The organism is Actinacidiphila epipremni (assembly GCF_012034175.1).
GTDB lineage: Bacteria > Actinomycetota > Actinomycetes > Streptomycetales > Streptomycetaceae > Actinacidiphila > Actinacidiphila epipremni.
Map to the genome: position 1 here is coordinate 219,857 of NZ_JAATEJ010000002.1, position 20,061 is coordinate 239,917.

11 protein-coding genes are annotated in these 20,061 nt (G+C 68.4%); 4 read left to right on the forward strand and 7 right to left on the reverse strand.

Annotation, left to right across the window (positions count from 1 at the left end; translation table 11 throughout):
• Positions 1 to 40 precede the first annotated feature (40 nt).
• A protein-coding gene (locus HCN08_RS03815; protein WP_167981409.1) for an IS5 family transposase occupies positions 41 to 858 on the reverse strand; the annotation gives its coding sequence in 2 pieces (ribosomal slippage) (positions 41 to 516 and positions 516 to 858; 819 coding nt in all).
• Positions 859 to 1,079: 221 nt separating this feature from the next.
• On the opposite strand from HCN08_RS03815, the gene HCN08_RS03820 reads away from it, so the two are divergent.
• Positions 1,080 to 1,874, forward strand: coding sequence for a transposase family protein (locus HCN08_RS03820; RefSeq protein WP_167981410.1), 795 nt, complete (start codon positions 1,080 to 1,082; stop codon positions 1,872 to 1,874).
• Between the two features lie 114 nt (positions 1,875 to 1,988).
• Here the strand turns inward: HCN08_RS03820 and HCN08_RS03825 are convergent, their stop codons facing one another.
• The 4 genes from HCN08_RS03825 to ychF all read right to left on the reverse strand — a co-directional run bounded on the left by HCN08_RS03825 (position 1,989) and on the right by ychF (position 15,581).
• The gene (locus tag HCN08_RS03825; protein WP_167981411.1) at positions 1,989 to 2,429 is read right to left on the reverse strand and encodes an Imm1 family immunity protein; all 441 of its coding nucleotides are present in this window, start codon (positions 2,427 to 2,429) and stop codon (positions 1,989 to 1,991) included.
• Positions 2,426 to 9,523, reverse strand: a complete 7,098-nt coding sequence (locus HCN08_RS03830; RefSeq protein WP_167981412.1) for an RHS repeat-associated core domain-containing protein — start codon at positions 9,521 to 9,523, stop codon at positions 2,426 to 2,428. Before HCN08_RS03830 ends, HCN08_RS03825 begins: the two co-directional genes overlap by 4 nt.
• Positions 9,524 to 9,662: 139 nt before the next feature.
• Entirely contained in the window at positions 9,663 to 13,724 is a 4,062-nt protein-coding gene (locus HCN08_RS03835; RefSeq protein ID WP_167981413.1) for a LamG domain-containing protein, read from the reverse strand.
• A 768-nt stretch (positions 13,725 to 14,492) separates the two neighbouring features.
• Positions 14,493 to 15,581: a redox-regulated ATPase YchF gene (gene ychF, locus HCN08_RS03840; RefSeq protein ID WP_167981414.1), complete on the reverse strand. Its 1,089-nt coding sequence runs from the start codon at positions 15,579 to 15,581 to the stop codon at positions 14,493 to 14,495.
• A gap of 186 nt (positions 15,582 to 15,767) precedes the next feature.
• Between ychF and HCN08_RS03845 the strand changes: the two genes are divergently transcribed.
• On the forward strand, positions 15,768 to 16,442 hold the full coding sequence (locus HCN08_RS03845; protein ID WP_167981415.1) for a DUF6542 domain-containing protein: 675 nt from the start codon (positions 15,768 to 15,770) through the stop codon (positions 16,440 to 16,442).
• On the opposite strand, the gene ppgK is transcribed toward HCN08_RS03845, so the two are convergent.
• A complete protein-coding gene (gene ppgK, locus HCN08_RS03850) occupies positions 16,363 to 17,106 on the reverse strand; it encodes a polyphosphate--glucose phosphotransferase (protein WP_167981416.1) in 744 nt (247 codons plus the stop codon). The genes HCN08_RS03845 and ppgK overlap by 80 nt on opposite strands.
• Before the next feature lie 82 nt (positions 17,107 to 17,188).
• Positions 17,189 to 18,172 (reverse strand): 4-hydroxy-3-methylbut-2-enyl diphosphate reductase, encoded by a 984-nt coding sequence (locus tag HCN08_RS03855; protein ID WP_407648658.1) that lies wholly within the window; start codon positions 18,170 to 18,172, stop codon positions 17,189 to 17,191.
• A 93-nt stretch (positions 18,173 to 18,265) separates the two neighbouring features.
• Here HCN08_RS03855 and xseA point away from each other — a divergent pair, with 93 nt between their 5' ends.
• Positions 18,266 to 19,480: an exodeoxyribonuclease VII large subunit gene (xseA, locus tag HCN08_RS03860; RefSeq protein WP_167981418.1), complete on the forward strand. Its 1,215-nt coding sequence runs from the start codon at positions 18,266 to 18,268 to the stop codon at positions 19,478 to 19,480.
• Positions 19,481 to 19,594: 114 nt separating this feature from the next.
• Positions 19,595 to 19,903: an exodeoxyribonuclease VII small subunit gene (locus tag HCN08_RS03865; protein WP_167981419.1), complete on the forward strand. Its 309-nt coding sequence runs from the start codon at positions 19,595 to 19,597 to the stop codon at positions 19,901 to 19,903.
• Positions 19,904 to 20,061 lie beyond the last annotated feature (158 nt).

Consider the following 20,061-nt stretch of genomic DNA (forward strand, 5'->3'; position numbering starts at 1 on the left):
CTTCAGATCTTCAACTCGGATCGCAGACTAAGACGATGTCTCATGTGGTGAGTTTAGCGAGTTTTTTGTAGCAGGTCAGGGCGGCGGCGAGGCCGAGGAAGGCGAGGAAGTGGCTGCCTTTGCGTTCGTACTTCACGGTGAGGCGGCGGTAGCCGAACAGCCAGGAGATGGTGCGTTCGATCTTCCAGCGGTGCCGTCCGAGTAGTTCGGAGGACTCGGTCCCCGGGCGGGCGATGCGGGCGGTGATGCCGCGTTCGCGCAGCCAGGACAGGGTGTCGGCGGAGTGGTACGCCTTGTCGGCGCGGAGCTTGCCGGGGCGCCGACGGCGCGGTCCACGCCGGGACCGCACGGCCGGTATCCCCTTCGCCAGGGGCTTGAGGGCCAGGCTGTCGTGCGTGTTCGCACCCGACACGCCGACCGCCAGGGGTATGCCCTGGGCCTCGGACATCACGCGCAGTCTGCTGCCGGCTTTGCCACGGTCGACCGGGTTCGGCCCGGTCAGCGAACCCCCCTTTTCGCCCGCACCGACGCGGCATCGACGATCACCGACGTCCAGTCCAGCTCGCCCCGCGCGCCGAGTTCGTCCAGCACCGCCCAGTGCAGCCCACGCCACAGACCCGCCTTCGTCCAGGCGGAGAACCGGCGGTGCGCGGTGGCCGGCGAGACACCGAACGTCGGCGACAGATGCCGCCACACACACCCGCTGGTCAGCACGTACACCACGGCAGTGAACACCGCCCGCTCCTCCAACGGCGCAGTACCGCCGCCCTGGCGACGCGGCGAGAACGACGGAAGCAACGGCGCGACCAGATCCCATAACCCGTCAGGAACCAGCCGCCAAGACAGATCAACACCCACGAACAGCAATCATGCCGCAGCTCACACCATCACCACATGAAACATCGCCTAAAGCCCCACTGACGTTTTCTCAGCGAAATGATCTTCGCGAAGCGGTGTGAGGTGCTCGTAAGCGGTCGGATGGGACGGCGGGCGGGCCCCCGGGTGCGGGCATACGTAAAGCCCCTGGTAGGACGGTTCTCTCTCACAAGATCGTCCGCTGCGACACCAGAGGCTTCACGTTGGTCACCTATGTTGCCACGCTCGACGCCCCACGCCACGTTGTGGACCACCTTTCCCGGTTGCTGGCCGCCCACCGGCGGCAGCTGCGCACCCCGCGGGGATCGCGGGTGCTGGGTCCGTTCCGCCAGGCCGTGCTGGTCCTGCGCTGCTTCCGGGAACGCGGCTGCGGGCACTGCCTGGCCCGCGACGCGCGCATCTCCCAGACCACCGGCTACCGCTACCTCCACGAAAGCATCGACGTCCTCGCCGACCAGGCCCCCGGCCTGCACGACGTCCTGGACCGCTGTCGGCGGGAGGGAATGGCGCACGTCATCTTGGACGGCACCCTCATCGAGTCCGACCGCCTTGCCGGTGTCCGCGAGAACGGCAGCCAGAAACACAAGGCCTTCGGCGGCAACGTGCAGTTCCTGTCCGCACCCGACGGCACCCCGTTGTGGGTCTCCGACGTCGAACCCGGCTCCACACCGGACATCACCGCCGGCCGCATCCATGCCCTGCCCGCCTTGTACAAAGCCGCGGTCAACGGCCTGCCCGCTCTGGCCGACAAAGGCTACATCGGCGCTGGCATCGGCATCCTGGTCCCCGTTCGCCGCCCGAAAGGCCAGTCCGAACAGGCCCTCCATGCTGACACCCGCACCACGAACGCCCTGATCAGAGACCTTCGCGCGCGCGGTGAGCGTGCCGCCGCCGAACTCAAAGAGCGCTGGCGCGCACTCAAGCACGTCACCCTCAGCCCGAGCCGGATCGGCGACATCGCCCGCGCCGCCCTCCTCCTCAACGGGCAATGGAAGTGATCTTCACTGAGAAAACCTCAGTGGCCCCACCGGAAAAGGTCCGATGAGGCCACTTCTACTTTTCTACCGAACCACTGCGGACAGTTCTAACGAAAGCTCACATAGCTCGCGGATTCACCAAACTTCTGGCACCTGCCATTGAACGCACGCTGGGCGCTTGCCTCCACTCATCAGAAACTCGCTAACAGCCTGGCGCACAAGTTCGATCGGAAGTTCCGAGCGATCCGGGAACTCTGTCATTTGACCCATGATCAGGTAGGGCACCTTCCCGCGCCCTTCCGATGAGCCGAGGGTCACCAAATTTCCGGATTCAGCATCCATGAACGCGAGAACGCCTACGGGAAGATCCCTATCGACCCCGACCAGGAGCTCGTGATCAGGATATCCGGACGGGAGAAGCGGGCGCTCCAGAGAATGCAGTTGGGCGAGGTTGTGGTACGCCGGGCCGGTAAGGAGCGTCTCGATAAGCACATCGACGTCATCACTGGTGCTGAGCACAACCGGCTCCTTGCCGTGCTCTCGTCGATACCGCGCCTCTACACGGTGCTGCATCATCCGGCTCCTCCATATGTCTGCGACGTCCAACCCCCGCTGCCGTCAGGCCAGTGTACGGTAAGCTGTCTATCACCGAGGATGGTGCCCAACGCATCGTCGCACCCGAGCCTCACCGTGCATGGTCCTGCCGGGTTGTTAATTACGAGATCAGCGTTATCGATTCCGTCCCGGATCATCGTGGCCGCGAATTTCTGTTCGGCATCGCTGGCACGAGCTGAAGTCACCGTTCCAGGTATGCGCCCAGCAGCCCGGAGCCTGTCATTGACAATCTTGAGCAAGTCGGCATCGGCGGCCTTATTCCCGCTCTCAATATTGTAGACACGCCCATTAGCTGCGACTCCGGTGCCGGATGTCGTACCGCCTGCATATTCAGGAAGCGCGGCACCCATCTCGGCAGGATTGAAGCAACCGGAATTGTGAACCAATACCGGAGTATCCCCGGCGAGTACATAGTACGTGTGGAGCTGGTCGACGGTGAGGTTGTACATGTCGGCGTCGCCAGCAATCGTGCTTACTGCGGTGATCGTGGCGTGCTGGTCGGTCGCGGTTTCCAGGGCGTGGCCGGGAGTGAGGTGGCCGGCGGTGATCCACTTGTGGAGGGTGTCGTCCCAGAAGGGGTGGTTGGCGGTCGTGTGGAGGGTGCTGGTGTGGCCGGGGGTGGATTCGATCGTGAGGTCGACCAGGTCGTCGTCGTGGTGGACGAGGGTGGCGGTGATGGTGCGCGGGCCTTTGTGCCTGCCGGTTTCCGGGTCGGCGGATTCGACTTGCTGGCCTGGTTCGAGCTTGCCGATTTCCTCGGTCTGGCCGTCGCCGAGCAGGACCGGGGTGTCCGGCGAGAAACTACAGAAGACGGATTTCGAGCCCTTCGGCTTGACTTTGCCCCACTGCGTTCTTCCTGCGCCGTCGTTTCCGCCGAACCCGAATTCAAGGAATCCGGCCGCTATCTGCTGGGCCAGGCTCGCTTCGATTCCTGCCGGGCAACCGCCTATCTCATTGCAGGTTGAACGCTCGACCCCGTACAGGTTGTAGTCCGAGAATGCGTCGCAGTCCCAGTTGTAGGGCTTGCAAAGCCGGGTCATCGTGGCGTTGAAGGCTTTTGCGTACGCCTGGGCCTTGTCCCAGTCGATGGGAATGCTGTAGCCGGGGTAGATCGTTGCGAGGTGGTCGTTGTTGACGTCGGTTCCGAATTTCTCCTGTTCCACCAGGTCACCGACGGAGATGTTGTCGCCCGACGGGTCGGGGTTGTCGGGGCAGGCGTACTGGCCGGCGCCGGGTTGCTCGCTGCAGGGGGCGTCGCCGCCATCCCGGCTGCTGCGCTGCTGGCCGGTGGGGTCGCTGTAGGTGAGGGGGTTGTTGTTGCTGTAGGTGTAGCCCGCCAGCGATTGAGGGTCGGTGGAGGCGAGAAGGGGGTCGACGGATAGGAAACGGCCGGTGGTGGGGTCGTAGTCGCGGGCGCCGAGGTGGGTCAGGCCGGTGGCGGTGTCTTTGGTGCCGCCGAGGAAGCCTCTGGTGCCGGCCCAGGTGGCAGGTGCGGGGCCCCGGTCCTGGCCGAAGGGGGTTTCGTAGTGCTGGTTGAGTTCGCCGGTGGCTGCGTCGATGCCGGCGTCGGCGGTGCCGTGGGCGTCGGTGATCTGGAAGGTGACTTTTCTGTCGTCGGTGCGGACTGCGGTTGCCGAGCCGAGGGGGTAATAGCGGGTTGCGGTGGCTTTCGCGGCGCCCTTGACGAAGTTGATCTCGGTGGTGCCGAGGTAGAGCGTGGTGTTCTCGGCCGACGGGTTGGCAGTGTCGAGGGTGTGCTCGATCAGGCGGTTGCCGGCAGTGTCGTAGATGTAGTCGGTGGTCTTGGCGGTGGTGGTCGTGCCGGTTCCGGCGGTGGTGGTGACGCTGTCGGCGGCGTGGTCGAGGTGGTCCTCGGTGCCCCAGGTCAGGGTCTGGTCGTCAGTTTGTCCGGGGGTCGGCGCGAGGTGGCGGGTGGTGGTGTTGCCGGCGGTGTCGTAGCCGTAGGTCTGGTGGACGGGCGTGGCGGTGCCGGTTGTGGTGGTGAGGTCGGCGAGTGTGTGGGGGCCGGCTCCGGCAACGTGGTAGGTGTAGGTGCTGGTGGAGTCGGCGGCTGTGATGCCCGTGGGGTCGTGTCGGGTTTCGGTGTCGCGGGTGCCGTCGGTGTTGTAGGTGTAGCTGGTCCAGTACGGCGCCGGGCCGCCGAGCGTCGTTCCGGCCGGTGTGGTCGGGCAGGTGGCGGCGGCCGGGGTGAAGGCTTCGGTGAGGCGGCCGAGGTGGTCGTATTGGAAGCACTGCTGGTCGGTGCCGGTGCGGGAGTTGTCCAGCAGTGAGGTGACGTTTCCGGCTTCGTCGTAGGTGTAAGCGGTGGCGCGCGCGGCGCCGGTGATGTCCTGCTGGTCGGTGCGGCTGCCTGCCAGGCGCTGAGTGCCCCACTCGTAGGAGTTGGTGACCCAGGTGCTCTTCGAGCCGGCGTTCAGCGTGGACTGCGTCGGCTTGTTGGTGAGGCTGTACGTCTGCCCGGTGAGGTAGGTGGACAGGTTGCTGCCGATGGTCGCCGGCCGATGCAGGCTGTCGTAGGTGTAGGCGACGCCCTCGGCCGGGAGGTTCCCTGCCGCGGGGTAGGCGGTGCCCTGGAGGGTGCCGTCGAGGTTGTACTGGCTCCCGCCGACGTAGTCGCCGGCGAGGCCCTCCTGGCCGGGCACCGAGGGGACGGTGAGGGTGGATTTCGTGACCCGGTAGAGCGCGTCGTAGGTGTTGACGACGGTCTTGTACTGGTACGTCGTCCCGCTGACGGTCGCGTAGCGGGTGGTGGAGGCGAGTTGGCCCTTGTTGTTGGTGGGATCCCAGGTCTGGGAGGTCAGCAGCGGGCCGGTTGCGGCTCCGTCGTGGGTCTCGATCTCGCGGGAGAGGTTGTCGTAGATGTGCGTGACAGTCTTTCCGCGTCCGTCGGTGGTGGAGACCAGTTCACCACGGTCGTTGTACGCCTTGGTGTTCGTACCGGTGTCCGGGTCGACGGCCTTGACCTGTCGGCCGAGTTGGTCGTAGGTCCAGGTCCACACGTTGGCTGACGGGTCGGTGAGCTTGATCAGGTCGCCGCGGGGGTCGTAGGCGTAGGTGGTGGCGTCGTACGTGCCCGTGGGCGTTGCGGAGTCGTACTGGCGTAGCTCCGTGATGTGCCCGGTGGCGTCGGTGATGGTCGTCGTCGGGGTGCCGCCCTTGGGTGGCGTGACGCTCGTGGTGTTCCCGCTGTAAGAGGTGAGAGTTGTCGCAAGCGGTGTACCGGCACCATTGCCCGCCAGCACCTGAGTTCTTACCGTCCTGCCCAGACCGTCGAATGTCGTGGCCGTCTGGGTCTCCACACCGGTGGCGTCTTCGACCTTGAGCAGCGTCGCGCCGGGCGCGCCGTTGGCGTAGTAGGGGGCGTAGGCCAGGGCGGCCTGCCCACGTTCGTCGTAGAAGGTGTCGGTGAGGAGCCGTCCGCCGTCCTGGGCCGGCGACTGGGTCTGCCTCGGGCGGCCGAATCCGTCGTAGAGGGTGTAGGCACTGTCCTGGGAACCGTCGTTGTTCAACGTCTTGGTCTTGATCGACGCGATGACGTTGTCAGCGTTGGTGTAGACGTATTCCGTGTTGGGTGTTTGCCCGGATGCTTTGGAGCGGTTGGGCTGCCAGACCTTCAGCGCGCGGCCCAGTGCGTCGTACAAGACGTCGGTGCGCTTGGCGTTGGTGTCGAGACTGATGACGGGCAGACCGCGCAGGGCATCGGTGTAGGTCGTGGTGGTCTGCTTGGTGGAGTCGACACCGACGGTGGAAGGCGGGGTCGTGACGACCGTTTTGGTGAGGCGCCCGGTCGCCGGGGTGTAGACGCTGGTGGTGGTCCGTGCGGCGCTTGCGGGCGTGGTGACCGGTGCTTCGGTGTCGTCCGTGGGGTCGAAGACACTGGTGGACGCCCCGACAGTGGCTGTCAGTTGGCGGCCGTAGAGGTCGTACGTGGCCGCGTCATCGATGTATGTGGCAGTGGTTCCGTTGCGGGATTTGAGGGTTTCGGTGAGTGTGGCCAGGCCGCGGGTGGGTGCCTTGCCGTACGCCTGGCCGTCGAAGCGGACGCGCTTGTCCGCCAGGACCGCCGACGTGCCGTCCGGTTGGGTGTCGCGGTTCGGCTGTGCGGCGCAGGTGCCGGCGACGGTCTCGGCATGGATGGCTGCGGTGAGGATCCAGTCCGCGGTGTTGTCCGCGTAGGTGGTGCGGGTGCAGGTGTCGTCACCGGGCAGTGCGACATCGCCGAGGGACTCGACCTGGGTTGCCCGGCCGTAGTCGTCGAAGGAGGTGGTGCTGCGGGTCTCGGACCACTGTGAGCCGGCGCCGTTGTCGAGCGAGGTGTAGGAGTGGCTGACGCTCGTCCCGGTGAGGTTGGCTGTGGTGGTTCCCCAGTCGCGGACCCGCTTGGCCGTCTGCTTCTTCCACGGCAGGCTGGCGGTCTTGGCCAGGATCTTCCCATTGGGGGCGTCGTAGGACTCGGTTCGGTATTCGAAGCCGGCCCACGCCTGGTCGTCGGTGAGAGTTCCCAGGTCCGGGTCCTGCACGGTCACCGTACGCGTCGCGGTGGCATCGGCGGGGTCGGAGCGGTCGCCGTCCATGCCCCGCAGGAAGTAGTGGTCGGTCTGGGTGGACATCCCCGAAGTGCCGCCGGTCTCCACTCTGACGTGGGCGTGACCGCGCCATTCGGACCAGGTCTTGAGTTTCTCCTTGGTGATGCCTTCGTCGTCGGCGAACGCCCAGGCCCCGTCGTCGAGATAGAAGTAGCGCGTCACCATGTCCGGGGCGCCGCCGGTGCGGTCGGTGGAGATGACGGAGTCCACGACGTACTTGTTGAACCACTCGGTGGTCACGGGGACGTCGGAGGAGGGCTGGTACGCCTGTGGGAAGCAGTGTGTGGTGTTGGTCTGCGGAGTCGGCAGGGAGTCCCAGTCGCAGGCCGCCTGCGAGTAGTTGACGTCGACCTGCCCGCCGACCTCGTCGTCGATGGTGCTCAGCCGCTGCTTGTAGAACGGGGATCGGCCGTCGCCGGTCCTGTCGAGCCGCCCGATCCGCGGGTCGTACTGGAGAGTGGTGGCCGGCGGGGTGATCGGGGTGGTGCCTGCCAGAGCGGTGTGGGTGATGGAGTCGAGCAGCAGCTGGTAGTCCGTGTCCGCTGTGCCCCACTTGTGGTGCAGAACCCATGTGTCGATCGGCGTGTAGGTGCCGTCCGACTGCAGAGTTGAGGTGGTGACATCGGTGAGCCGGGTCCGCGTGAAGAAGGTCGGCGAGTACCGTCCCGCGTCGCAGGTCGTGCCGGCCTCGCAGTTCATGTCCCACGGAGTGTCGTACCAGTACTGCCGGTTGGTGTCGATGCTCGCCGGGTCGCATAGCGCCGCTGTAGTTTCCAGGCAGCGTTCGGCGGTGCCGAAGTCGACCCGGGCCATGGGCTTGACCGTGGTCGAGTAGATGTCCGTCTGCTGCTGCCCGTACTCGATGTGGCCCAGCGTCGCCGCGCGGACATAGGGCGTGTCGTCGGTCGACTTCAGGTTCCGCCCGTAGGAGTTGGTCTCCGGCTTGTACCAGTAGGTGACGTCGTCGCCGTTGGTGTCGATGACCAGGTCGAGGTTCCAGCGCCAGCCCTGCTGGCACCACGAGTCGGCGAACGTCGAGGCGTGGCAGGGCTCGTTGCCGTCGTCGCCGTAGACCGGAACGGTCTCCACCGACTTCGTCTCGGGCTTGCCGGAGGTCCAGTTCGGCAGGCGGTTGTACCCGAAGTAGTACCGCGTGCCGTTGGTGGTGATGGCCTCGAAGTACTCACCGTCGTTGTCGCCGTTGCCGTGTGCGGTGTCCCGCAGTCGCAGAACCTTGGTGCCGTCGTCACCCGAGATGCGCCACTCGTCCGCTGATACGGGTATGAGCTGTCCGGAGTGGCCGGAGAAGCTGATCGTGGCGTTGTCGTAACCCCAGCACAGATCACCGGGCTCAACACCGTCGGTTTTCACGCCGTCGTCGCCACACAGCTTGTACGACCGCTCGACAAAACCGGGATCCATGTCGAAGCCGTCACCGGCCCATGAGCCCTGGTTGTTGGTGTTCGCTGTTCGCCCGTCGATCGACCCGGATGAATACGACAACCCAACCTTTGGCATCAGCCCGCCGGGCACGCTGGGTACCGGCATCGAATAGTTCCAGGAGAAGGACCCGCTGTTCAGCCCGGTGCTCCACGTCGAGGCCGATGCCAGCGGTGTCGCTTTGTAATCCCCGGACGGACCAGATGCGTCGGTCGTCGCAGCCAGCACCGTCACGCCCGGGTCCGGGCTTGTCCGGGGCGCGGCCAGAGGGGAGTCAGAACTCGGTTTCGCTTCGGCCGGTACGGTGACGTCGTCAGCGGTGACCGTCTGCCGCTCGGAGTCGTTCGTGCCCGCCAGGGGGGTGGTGACCCTGCATTTGGCTACTTCTGGTGTCGTGAGCGAACACGCGGGAAGTTGGACCAGGCGCAGGCGTTCCCCGTAGCCGCCCCCGGCCGCACCTGCGAAAGCGCTGTAGTCCAAGGAGACCTGCGCGCGGCCGGCGGTTGTGCCGCTGCGGCTCACGGTCATGAGGACCCCGTCGACGCCGGCCTTCACCGCTGCCGCATGGTCCAGGATCCGCACCGTTGCCTTCGCTGGTGCCGTGGGCGAGGCACTTGGGCGGTCCTTGCCCGCAGTTGTCGCCGGCCGTAGCGTCACCGGGAGGGTGCCCGCCTTCACCCCGTCACCCGCCGAACCGGCATTACCAGGCTTTGCCAGCAGCGAGGTAAACGGCGTGGCCAACGACACCGTCGCCGTACCAGCCGCAGGCCAGGCGCTCTTCGGCGTCGAGGGATGGGACACCGTTCGGTCCACCGGTCGCGGCTTGACCTTGGCGGCGGAGACCTTGACCGGCTTTTCCAAGGAGCGCACTGCCGGGCCCGTATCCGCTGAGGCCGTCGTCGTGGCGTGCGGCAGCACCTGGAGTGTCGTGGCGATCAGGGCAGCCGCTACCGCGGACGCCACCTTGGCTGCCGTCCGGCGGCGTCGAGGTACAGGTGTGAAGTGCATGGCAGATGCTCCTCCCGCGCCCCGGTGGGGCTGCGGCTGCTCGATCCGGCAGAACCGGATGGACGACACAAAGGGAAGACAACGGCGTCTGGTGGTGACGGCGGAGTTCGGCCAGCCGCCACTAACCGGGAGCGTGGGCTTACGAGGTGCCGGTGCTGTCGAGTTCCACGGAGTCGTGCAGGGTGATGATCTGGGCCGGGGTCAAGACTCCTTGGCAGGCCCACACGTCGTCGATCTGGCCGGAGAAGGGTTGTGTCCATGTGCCGGCGCTCAGGCCCCGCCCGAACTGCAGTCCTCTGGTGGCGGTGAGCGGCTGCACGGCGCCCGTGAACGAGACGTGTTGGGTGCAGGTGCCGGAGGTGTCCTCGTCGTCGCAGACCTGGTCTTCGGTCTGACCGTTGACGTAGAGGGTGAGCTGGTTGGACAGCGCGTCGTACGTCACGGCCAGATGCGTCCAGTTGCTTGCCTGCCCGGTGTCGGCGGAGTGAGCGACGACGGTGTGGGCTCGTGGTGTCCCGTCGGCAACTGTTTCCGCCTGCCACTCACCGACGACCGTGTCAAGGTCGGGGTCGTCGGGGAAGTCGGGGTCGTGGTCGGTGCGCACGTAGTGCCAGCGGATGGTTGCGGCGCTGTCGGTGTCGTCGCCGAGCGACAGGACGGTCATGTCGTGGGTCGGGGTGGCTGCGGTCTGTGCCCAGCCGGCGAGGGTGAAGCTTTCGTCCGTGCGCAGCGGTGTATCGGTGGTCGCGGCGTAGGCGGTGTCGCCGTCGAGGCTCAAGGCTCCTGTGCCGATGTTCGCGTCGTTCGAGATCGCTGCCGGTCCGTACAAGGTGGCCGGGTGGGTGCCGAGGTCGTCGGGGGATGTCGGGGGTGTTGCGGTGTCGGCGGTGTTGAACTTCCATCGTCCGGCCACCTGGGGTCGTTGCTGGATCATCGTCTGGATCTCGGGGGCGGTGACGATCCGGTCGAAGACGCGGACGTCGTCGATGTCGCCGCCGAAGAACTCGTCGTTGGCGCCTTCACGGTTGACGGCGCCGAACTGCAGACCGCCCGGGGTGGTCCAGGGGCTGGTCTGGGTGTAGGCGACGGTGCTGACGAGGTAGCCGTTGACGTAGAGCTTGTTCTGGTGGGCGGTCTGGTCGCTGACACCCACCAGATGAGTCCACTCTCCTGTGGTCGGGCCGATGCACGGCACGCCGTTGGCGTCCGGGTGGCCGACGGTGCAGGCCGGCTGGTTGGCGCTGATGAGCGTCGCGGTGGAGGTGTCGGCCTGGTAGCGGCCGAACACCCACGTCTTGGCATAGGTGGAGTAGTAGAGCGAGAACTCGTTGTTGTGCACTCCGTTTTGCGTGACGGCCATCCGCGCTTTGGTTTCGCCCGCCGCGATGGCCGGAAGTCGCACCCAGGCCGACACGGAGAAGTTGCGGGTGCCGTCGACCTGCGGGCGGCCGGTGCGGGCGTAGCTGTCGGCGCCGAAGTGCGCTGCCTTGTCGACGGCGCCGGTGATTCCTGTGGTCACGGTTCCGGAGATGCCCGCGTCGGGTGCCTCGCCGGTGCCGGTCATGGTGGTGCCGGTCTCGTCCATACTCCACACCGCTTTGGCCGGGACCCCTGTGGTCAGGGGCGTGTCGGCGGCGAGGTTGCCCACTTCGGCCGGGGTCAGGGGCCGGTTCCAGATGCGGACGTCGTCCAGGGAGCCGTTCCACGGGTCGGCGTAAATCCCCTGGGCCAGCAGCCGGCCGAACTGCAGGGCGCCAATGGCGGACGGCGTCGACGGCGCCGCGACGGCGGTCGAGGGGGTTCCGTTGACGTAGAGGGTCTGTGTGTGGGCGGCCTGGTCGTAGACGCCGGTCAGATGGGTCCAGGTGCCCGTCGCGACCGGCTGGGTGGACGCTGCTGTCTGCCAGGTGAACCCCGGGGCGTCCTTCGACGCGGTCTTGAACGTCCACTGCCCGCCGTACGCACCGAGCGCGAATCCGCCCGTGTACGCGCCGTCCTGGCTCACCGCGGCCCGGTCGACACCGGAGTCCGCGAGGTTCACCCACGCCGATACGGTGAAGCCGCCCGCAGGGTCCACCACCGCTCCCGGGGTGGAGGCGTAGTCGGCGGGTGTCCCGTCGGCGGCGAGACCGCCGGGCAGCTTCAGCGCCGTACCCGCGTGACCCGGGTCCCCGCCTGCCGCGGCACCGGAAAGGGTCGCCTGGAAGGATCCTCCGTCACCGGCGAGGCTTCCTGCTCCCGCGGCGTCGTCCATCGCCCAGCCCGCACGCTGCGGGTCACCAGCGGAGACGTTGAAGTAGTACGTCGTGGGAGACGAGGCGTTACCCGCGGCGTCCAGCGCCCGTACCGACAGGTAGTGCGGGCCTTCGGACTGCTGGAGCAGACTCACCGACTTCGCGGCACCGCCCGTCGTGGCAACGGCGTGGGCGGCCGACGGTGCGGTGTCGAGCCCGTACTGGTAGGCCACCGCGTCAGTCGAGGTGGTGGCGAAGGTGAACGTCCCGTACCGGCCCACCCCGTCCGTCCAGGGCAGCAGGTCACTCTGGTCCTGCGCACCGGGGAACGTCGAGGAGGACACGCCCGGCCCGGCCGGAATGCTGGTGTCGATCCTGAAGTAGCAGTCGGTCTGCACGTCACCCGCAGAACTCCACGGGCCCCACTCAGAACCGTCCCAGGCACGCGCCTCCCAGCCCAGAGACTTACCCGTGTTGCCCGGCACCGCGGACGGCAACGTCATCGAGAACTGCGACCCGGACGCCTTGAACGTGGTCGAAGCCGGTACGGTGGCCTCCGCGCCCGTCGACCACCACCGGCGCCGAAGACCGTCACCGGCATCCCATGCGGCGGCGAACTGCACGCCTATCCGGTCCCCGTCCGGATCGAAGACCTTCGCCGTCACCTGCGGCCACTTGTTGACGGAGATCGGGGACGTCTGGCACACCGATCCGGGTGACATCGTCAGGTCCTTCATCAGCGGCTGCTTCGGCGGCAGGTTGTACTGCACCCGAAGACTCGCCGCGTCCGTGAACCGCTTCCACCCGTAAGGATCCGTCTCGTCCGACGCCTTCAAGCCCAGCGTCATGACCGGCCAGTTGCCGTCGGCCGCACGCTGCACCTGCGTCCGGAGCGCCGCCGATGTCGTGCCTCCGAACTCCAGATCGCCTGCCGGGCACTCGTCGCGGCCCTTGGCGTCGGTGATCGTCTGGAGGTCCAGCTGCCAGAAAGGCGACGTACCCGAGGTGGAACTGGAGTTGTTCCACGTGGTGCCTGTTCCGATCTTCTTCGTCAGCCACAGCTGCACAGGCTTCTTGGTGCAGCTGAACGCGAAAGACTCGTGAACGTCGAACTCAGCCGACAGGATGTGCTTTCCGGCAAAAGCCTGCCCCTGGACAGGCAGCGAGTACAGCACGCGCTTCACGTCCTGGGCCGAGCAGGTCGGGGACACGCAGTAGCCGGTGCCGAAAGACTCGACGTACGTGCTGTTGTAGCTGAACTTCCAGTAGTCCTGCGAGGGGTTCGCCCGCGAGATGCCCGCCCAGCCGCCCGCGTGCGGGGTGGTGATACCCGGGTCGATCATCACCGGATACACCGTCGTCGGAGCACTCAACAAGTCCTGATCAGGGGTGAGCGTCAGCGACCCCTGATCACCGGCGATCGCCACAGCGACGGCCGCGGCATGCTCCTCGCCCCCGGGAGGAGCCTCCTCCCCCGCAGCGGAGACACCCACGCGGGATGCCGACGCAGTCGCCTGCGCGGACGCCGGGCCCGGCCCGTCCTGGGCAGCCGCCGAGGAGTCGAACATCATCGGCTGCGGAGCCTCGAACACCGTCCCGCCGCCGGCGACATCCACAGCCGACAACGACCCGTCCCCGTTCTCACGCATCGACAACTGGTCGCTGGACATCCCGAAGGTGAGCTGGGCCAGCGCGGGATTCCGGGCAGCCTCAGCCGTCTTCACCACGACCAGCTCGGTGAAACCGCTCGACGTCGCCGTCATCCGCAAGTCGACGTCGGGCAGGATCCCCCGGTACTCGGCCGTGCTCCCGTTCACCACCGGGTCCGGCAGCGGGTCGGGCCACGACAACGCCAGCTGCTTGCCGGCTCGCGCGATCCGCACCAGCGGCTGCGACCCACCCCCGGAGAACTCCAGATCAGCCAGCGTCGCCTTCGGCGCAACACCCCCGTCGGGTGCGGCCTGCAAAGCGGTATCGATCGCCGTCCACTTCCCGGCCTTGCGGTACGCACCGGATTCGCGTGGATCGTCGCCACCAGCGTCCCGTCCGGCTGCGCCGACACATCCGTGTTCTCATCCGTCAACGCCGGCACCGGCACCGCCTGGCCCGACCGGCGCGCGGCAGCCACCGCCAACGACTCCGGCGAATCCGACGGCCCACCGGCAGTGCCAGAAGCCTCCGCGGCAGCATCCCCCACCGGCACGGGCTCATCCGCCACCGCGGTGACCTCCCCCGCCGACAACGCCGCCCCCACCAGCACCGCGAACACACCCACACAGGCCGCAGCCTGCCGCCGCCGCACCCCACGCAGGGCACGACCTCCCCCCCCGCCCCATCAAAGCCCCCACACCGTCCACACAACTCACACACAGGTGAACGGATCCAACACGGAGCAACACGGGCAGTCAACGGTTCGCGTTACACGCAACCGGACACGACAACCTGACGGGGCTACAGATGAGATGTGGCGAACAGCACACTCACAGCGGACACCTCAGGAAGAATATACACAACCAGGACGTCACTTACGCTTTAAATGTCCAATATGCGCCCGACCGCCAAAAAAGGCAGTTACGAAATGTTTGGCCCCACCACCCCCATTCTTTGCTCTTACTTGAACCAAGGGATCCGACGCGGATCCAGCGTGCGGTACGCCGACGGGGTCGGCCCTGGTTGGGCCGACTCCGTCTGACCTGTGTGTTTGTGGGGTGGGGCTGCCCAGGCCAAGGGGTCCGCTACACGTTGAAGCGGAATTCGACCACGTCGCCGTCCTGCATGACGTAGTCCTTGCCCTCCATGCGGGCCTTGCCCTTGGCGCGGGCTTCTTGGACGGAGCCGGAGGTGATGAGGTCGGGGAAGGAGATGACCTCGGCCTTGATGAAGCCTTTTTGGAAGTCCGTGTGGATGACGCCGGCGGCTTCCGGGGCGGTGGCGCCGCGTTTGATGGTCCAGGCGCGGGATTCCTTGGGGCCGGCGGTGAGGTAGGTCTGCAGGCCCAGGGTGGTGAAGCCGACGCGGGCGAGGGTGGCCAGGCCCGGTTCGGTGGCGCCGACGGATTCGAGGAGTTCGAGGGCGTCGGCGTCGTCGAGTTCGGCGAGGTCGGCTTCGAGCTTGGCGTTGAGGAAGATCGCCTCGGCCGGGGCGACGAGGGCGCGCTGCTCGGCCTTGAAGGTCTCGTCGGTGAGCTCCTCCTCGTCGACGTTGAAGACGTAGAGGAAGGGCTTGGCGGTGAGCAGGTGGAGGTCGTGCAGGAGGGCGGCGCGCTCGGAGCCCTGGACGAGGCCCTGGGAGAAGAGGGTGTCGCCGCGTTCCAGGATCGCCTGGGCCTCCTCGACGGCGGCGACCTTCGGGGCGGTGTCCTTCTTGATCCGGGCTTCCTTCTGCAGCCGCGGCAGCACCTTCTCGATGGTCTGCAGGTCGGCGAGGATGAGCTCGGTGTTGATGGTCTCGATGTCGTCCTTCGGGGAGACCTTGCCGTCGACGTGGACGACGTTCTCGTCCCGGAAGGCCCGGATGACCTGGCAGATCGCGTCGGACTCGCGGATGTTGGCCAGGAACTTGTTGCCCAGGCCCTCGCCCTCGGAGGCGCCGCGCACGATGCCGGCGATGTCGACGAAGTCGACGGTGGCGGGGAGGATGCGGGCCGAGCCGAAGATCTCCGCGAGCTTGTCCAGGCGCGGGTCGGGGACGCCGACGACGCCGACGTTGGGCTCGATGGTGGCGAACGGGTAGTTGGCCGCGAGCACGTCGTTCTTGGTCAGGGCGTTGAAGAGCGTCGACTTGCCGACGTTCGGCAGGCCGACGATTCCGATGGTGAGCGACACGTGGCGACTTCCCGTAGCTTCCCGTAGCGGGCCCGGAGCGGGCCGCGCACCCGCGGGGCGGGCGCGTCGCCATTTTACGGGGCCCGGGCGCGCCGCCCGGCCCGGCTTCGAACACCGGCGCCCAGCCGGGGGAATGTCCGCGGGCGCTCCCGGGTTTCGGCAGCTGATCTGACTACGCTGCGTGGTGTGGATCAACACAGTGCGCGTACGGGCGGCCCCGCCGGCGGCGGTGCGCCCGCCCCGGTGGCACCGCCCGGCGGTGCGCACACCGGCGCGACCCCCGTCGCCCCGCCGCCCGTCCCCACGCGCCCGCCGACCGCGCCCGCCTCGCCGCGAGACCCCGCACCCCGAGACCCCGCGCCCCAACCCCCCAAGCAGCGCCTCGCCCGGCTCCTGCGCACCGCCCCGCGCGCAGCGATCCGCCGCGCCCGCGCCTGGCGCAGCCCCCGCCCCCGGCTCACCGGCCTCGGCACCGGTGTCCTCACCACCCTCGTGGCCGTCCTCGCCGGTGCGCTCGACTCCGCGCTCTTCGACGGCCCCGGCGTCTTCTTCGGCGTCGTCTTCGTCGCCGTCTGCGTCACCGGCGCCGTCTACGTACGGCCGTACGACCTCGTCGCCGCGCCCGTCTCCGCGCCGATCTCCTTCGCCATCGCCATCGCGCTCACCGCCGACGACGGCGACGGCAGCTTCGTCGGCCGCCTCCTGGGGCTGTTCACCGGGCTGGCCCTGCTGACCGGCTGGCTCTACACCGGCACGGTCGCGGCGGCGCTGATCGTCGCGGTCAGAGCTTTGCGGCTGCCATCGCGGCGCCGACGATCCCGGCGTTGTTCTGCAGCTCGGCGGGGACGATCCGCGCGCTGAGCCCGTGGCCGTGCAGGTAGGGCAGGAACTTCTCCGACTTGCGGCTGATCCCGCCGCCCAGCACGAACAGGTCCGGCGAGAAGAGCATCTCCACGTGCGCCAGGTACTTGCGCAGCCGGTGCGCCCAGTGCTCCCAGCTCAGGTCCTCGTCCTCGCGGGCCTTGACCGAGGCGCGCGACTCCGCGTCGTGGCCGTGCAGCTCCAGGTGGCCGAGCTCGGTGTTCGGCACCAGGCGGCCGTCGACGAAGACGGCGCTGCCGATGCCCGTGCCCAGCGTCAGCACGATGACCGTGCCGCCGTGCCCGCGCCCGGCCCCGAAGGTCATCTCGGCGACGCCCGCCGCGTCCGCGTCGTTGAGCACCGTCACCGGCAGGCCCAGCCGCTCGCTGATCGCGGTGCGGGCGTCCAGGCCGATCCAGCCCTTGTCGACGTTGGCGGCGGTACGCGTCACGCCGTCGACGACCACGCCGGGGAAGGTCACGCCGAGCGGGCCCGTCCAGCCGAAGTGCGTCACGACGTCGTACACGCCGTCCAGCACCGCCTCCGGGGTCGCCGGATGCGGGGTCAGCACCTTGTAGCGCTCGTCGGACAGGTCGCCCTTGTCGAGATCGACCGGCGCGCCCTTGATGCCCGTACCGCCGATGTCCACACCGAACACGTCCATGACCTCCAGGCTAGAGGCGGGCCCGGGACCTCACCTCTTGTGGCTCCCCCCGCGGGAGGCGGGAAAAAAATACAGACCGCTCTTATGCGGATTCCCCGGCGGCGGCCTCCGCACGCAGGTCGCGGCGCAGTTCCTTCGGCAGCGAGAACTGGATGTGCTCCTCGGTGGCCGTGACGACCGAGACATCGCCGAAGCCGCGCGCGGCCAGCCACTCCAGCACCCCGTCGACCAGGATCTCCGGTACGGAGGCGCCGGACGTGACCCCGACCGTGCGGACACCCTCCAGCCACGCCTCGTCGATCTCGTCGGCGAAGTCGACCAGGTGCGCGGCGCCCGCGCCCGCCTGGAGGGCGACCTCGACGAGCCGGATGGAGTTGGACGAGTTGCGCGAGCCGACGACCACGACCAGGTCCGCCTCGGCGGCGATCTGCTTGATCGCGGTCTGCCGGTTCTGCGTGGCGTAGCAGATGTCGTCGCTGGGCGGCGAGAGCAGGTTGGGGAAGCGGTCCTTGAGGGCGTCGACGGTCTCCATCGTCTCGTCGACCGACAGCGTCGTCTGCGACAGCCACACGACCTTGTTCTCGTCGCGCACGTCCAGGCCGGCGACGTCGCCGGGGCCGTCGACCAGGTGGGTGCGCTCGGGCGCCTCGCCCATCGTGCCGATGACCTCCTCATGGCCCTCGTGGCCGATGAGCAGGATGTCGTAGTCCTCGTTCGCGTAGCGCACGGCCTCGCGGTGGACCTTGGTGACCAGCGGGCAGGTGGCGTCGATGGAGGCGAGCTTGCGGCGGTCGGCCTCCTCGTGGACGACCGGGGCGACGCCGTGCGCGGAGAAGATGACGATCGCGTTCTCCGGCACCTCCTCGGTCTCCTCGACGAAGACGGCGCCCTTCTTCTCCAGCGTCTGCACGACGTACTTGTTGTGGACGATCTGCTTGCGGACGTAGACCGGGGCGCCGTACTGCTCGAGCGCCTTCTCGACGGTGATCACGGCACGGTCGACACCCGCGCAGTACCCGCGGGGGGCGGCGAGCAGGACACGGCGGCTGCTGGCTTCGGTCGTCATGGCGTCCATCGTACGGGGGTGTGCGGGGCGCGTGCGGGGGGCGCCGGGAGTTCGCCGCGGGGGTGTGTCAGTGGGCGGCGATAGGGTCGGGGAATGGCTCTGAGCACGTCGGCGGAAGCGCCGATCCCGGTCGGTGAGGTGTCGCGGCTGATCGGCGGGTGGATCGACCGGCTCGGTGCCGTGTGGGTCGAGGGCCAGATCACCCAGCTCAGCCGGCGGCCCGGCGCGGGCGTGGTGTTCCTGACGCTGCGCGACCCCTCGCACGACATCTCGCTGACGGTGACGTGCTTCCGGGCCGTCTTCGACCAGGTCGCCGATGTCGTCGGCGAGGGCGCGCGGGTGGTGCTGCACGCCAAGCCGGAGTGGTACGGGCCGCGCGGCACGCTGTCGCTGCGGGCGGTGGAGATCCGCCCGGTGGGCGTCGGCGAGCTGCTGGCCCGGCTGGAGCGGCTGAAGCGGCAGTTGGCCGGCGAGGGGCTGTTCGCGGCCGACCGCAAGCGCCCGCTGCCCTTCCTGCCGCAGCTCGTCGGCCTGGTGACGGGCCGTGCGTCGGCGGCCGAGCGGGACGTACGGGAGAACGCCCGGCTGCGCTGGCCGGCGGTGCGCTTCGAGGTGCGCAACGTGCCCGTGCAGGGCGCGAGCGCGGTGCCGCAGGTCATCGCGGCGGTACGGGAGCTGGACGCGCACCCGGAGGTGGACGTGATCGTCGTGGCGCGCGGCGGCGGCAGCGTGGAGGATCTGCTGCCGTTCTCCGACGAGCGGCTGGTGCGGGCGGTCGCGCAGTGCACGACGCCGGTGGTGTCGGCGATCGGGCACGAGCCGGACTCGCCGCTGCTGGACCTGGTGGCGGACCTGCGGGCCTCGACGCCGACGGACGCCGCCAAGCGCGTGGTGCCGGACGTGCGCGAGGAGCTGGCCCGGGTGCGGCTGGTCAGCGACCGGGCGCTGCGGGTGATGCGCGGGCTGCTGGACCGGGAGGAGCGGGGCCTGGCGGCGGCGCTGAGCCGGCCGGCGATGGCCCGGCCCGAGCTGATGATCGACGGGCGGGCCGCGGAGGTCGCCGACCGGCTGGACCGGGCCCGCCGCTCGCTGCGGCACGCCCTGGACCGCGCCGACGCCGACCTCTCGCACACCCTGGCCCGGGTGGTGGCCCTCTCCCCCGCCGCGACGCTGCGCCGCGGGTACGCGGTGCTGGAGCGCGCGGACGGCTCGGCGGTCCGTGACCCGGCGGAGGTGGCGGAGGGCGAGCGGCTGCGCGCCCGGGTGGCGGCGGGCGACTTCACCGTACGGGTGAGCCCGGCGCAGTGACCCGGGGGCGTACGGAGCCTGCGCCGGCGGGCGTACGGGACGCACGACCGCGGGCGTACGGCGTCCCGGGGCCGGCGGGCCGGATTGTCGGCGGGCGCCCCTAGGCTGGTGGGCATGAGCGAGCAGGACACCACCACCGCGGCGTTGGGCTACGAGCAGGCGCGCGACGAGCTGATCGAGGTCGTACGGCGGCTGGAGACCAGCGGCGCCACGCTGGAGGAGTCGCTCGCGCTGTGGGAGCGCGGCGAGGAGCTGGCGCGGGTGTGCCGGCACTGGCTGGAGGGCGCCCGGCGCCGGCTGGACGCGGCGCTGGCCGCCGAGGAGGAGGCGGACGCGGCGGAGGCCGCGGGCGGCCCCGGGACCGGCGGCAGGGGTACGGGCGGCAGGGGTACGGACGCCGGGGACGAGCCGGACGAGGGCTGACGCAAGCCCCGATTCCGCCCACTCCGGGCATGAAACACCAGGTCAGAGCCCTGGGGCAGTGATCGTCGTCACAGTTGAATCCGGAATGGTTGAGCATTCACCCAGGTTGAACCCGGGTGTCCCACCCCGGTGGCGACCGTATGACGACCGCTCGAACC

Coding starts and splice junctions, on each gene's coding strand:
- HCN08_RS03825 (WP_167981411.1), bottom strand. CDS start 2,429: ATGATGCAGCACCGTGTAGAGGCGCGGTATCGACGAGAGCACGGCAAG.
- xseA (WP_167981418.1), top strand. CDS start 18,266: ATGGCTCTGAGCACGTCGGCGGAAGCGCCGATCCCGGTCGGTGAGGTG.
- HCN08_RS03855 (WP_407648658.1), bottom strand. CDS start 18,172: ATGACGACCGAAGCCAGCAGCCGCCGTGTCCTGCTCGCCGCCCCCCGC.
- HCN08_RS03865 (WP_167981419.1), top strand. CDS start 19,595: ATGAGCGAGCAGGACACCACCACCGCGGCGTTGGGCTACGAGCAGGCG.
- ppgK (WP_167981416.1), bottom strand. CDS start 17,106: ATGGACGTGTTCGGTGTGGACATCGGCGGTACGGGCATCAAGGGCGCG.
- HCN08_RS03830 (WP_167981412.1), bottom strand. CDS start 9,523: ATGCACTTCACACCTGTACCTCGACGCCGCCGGACGGCAGCCAAGGTG.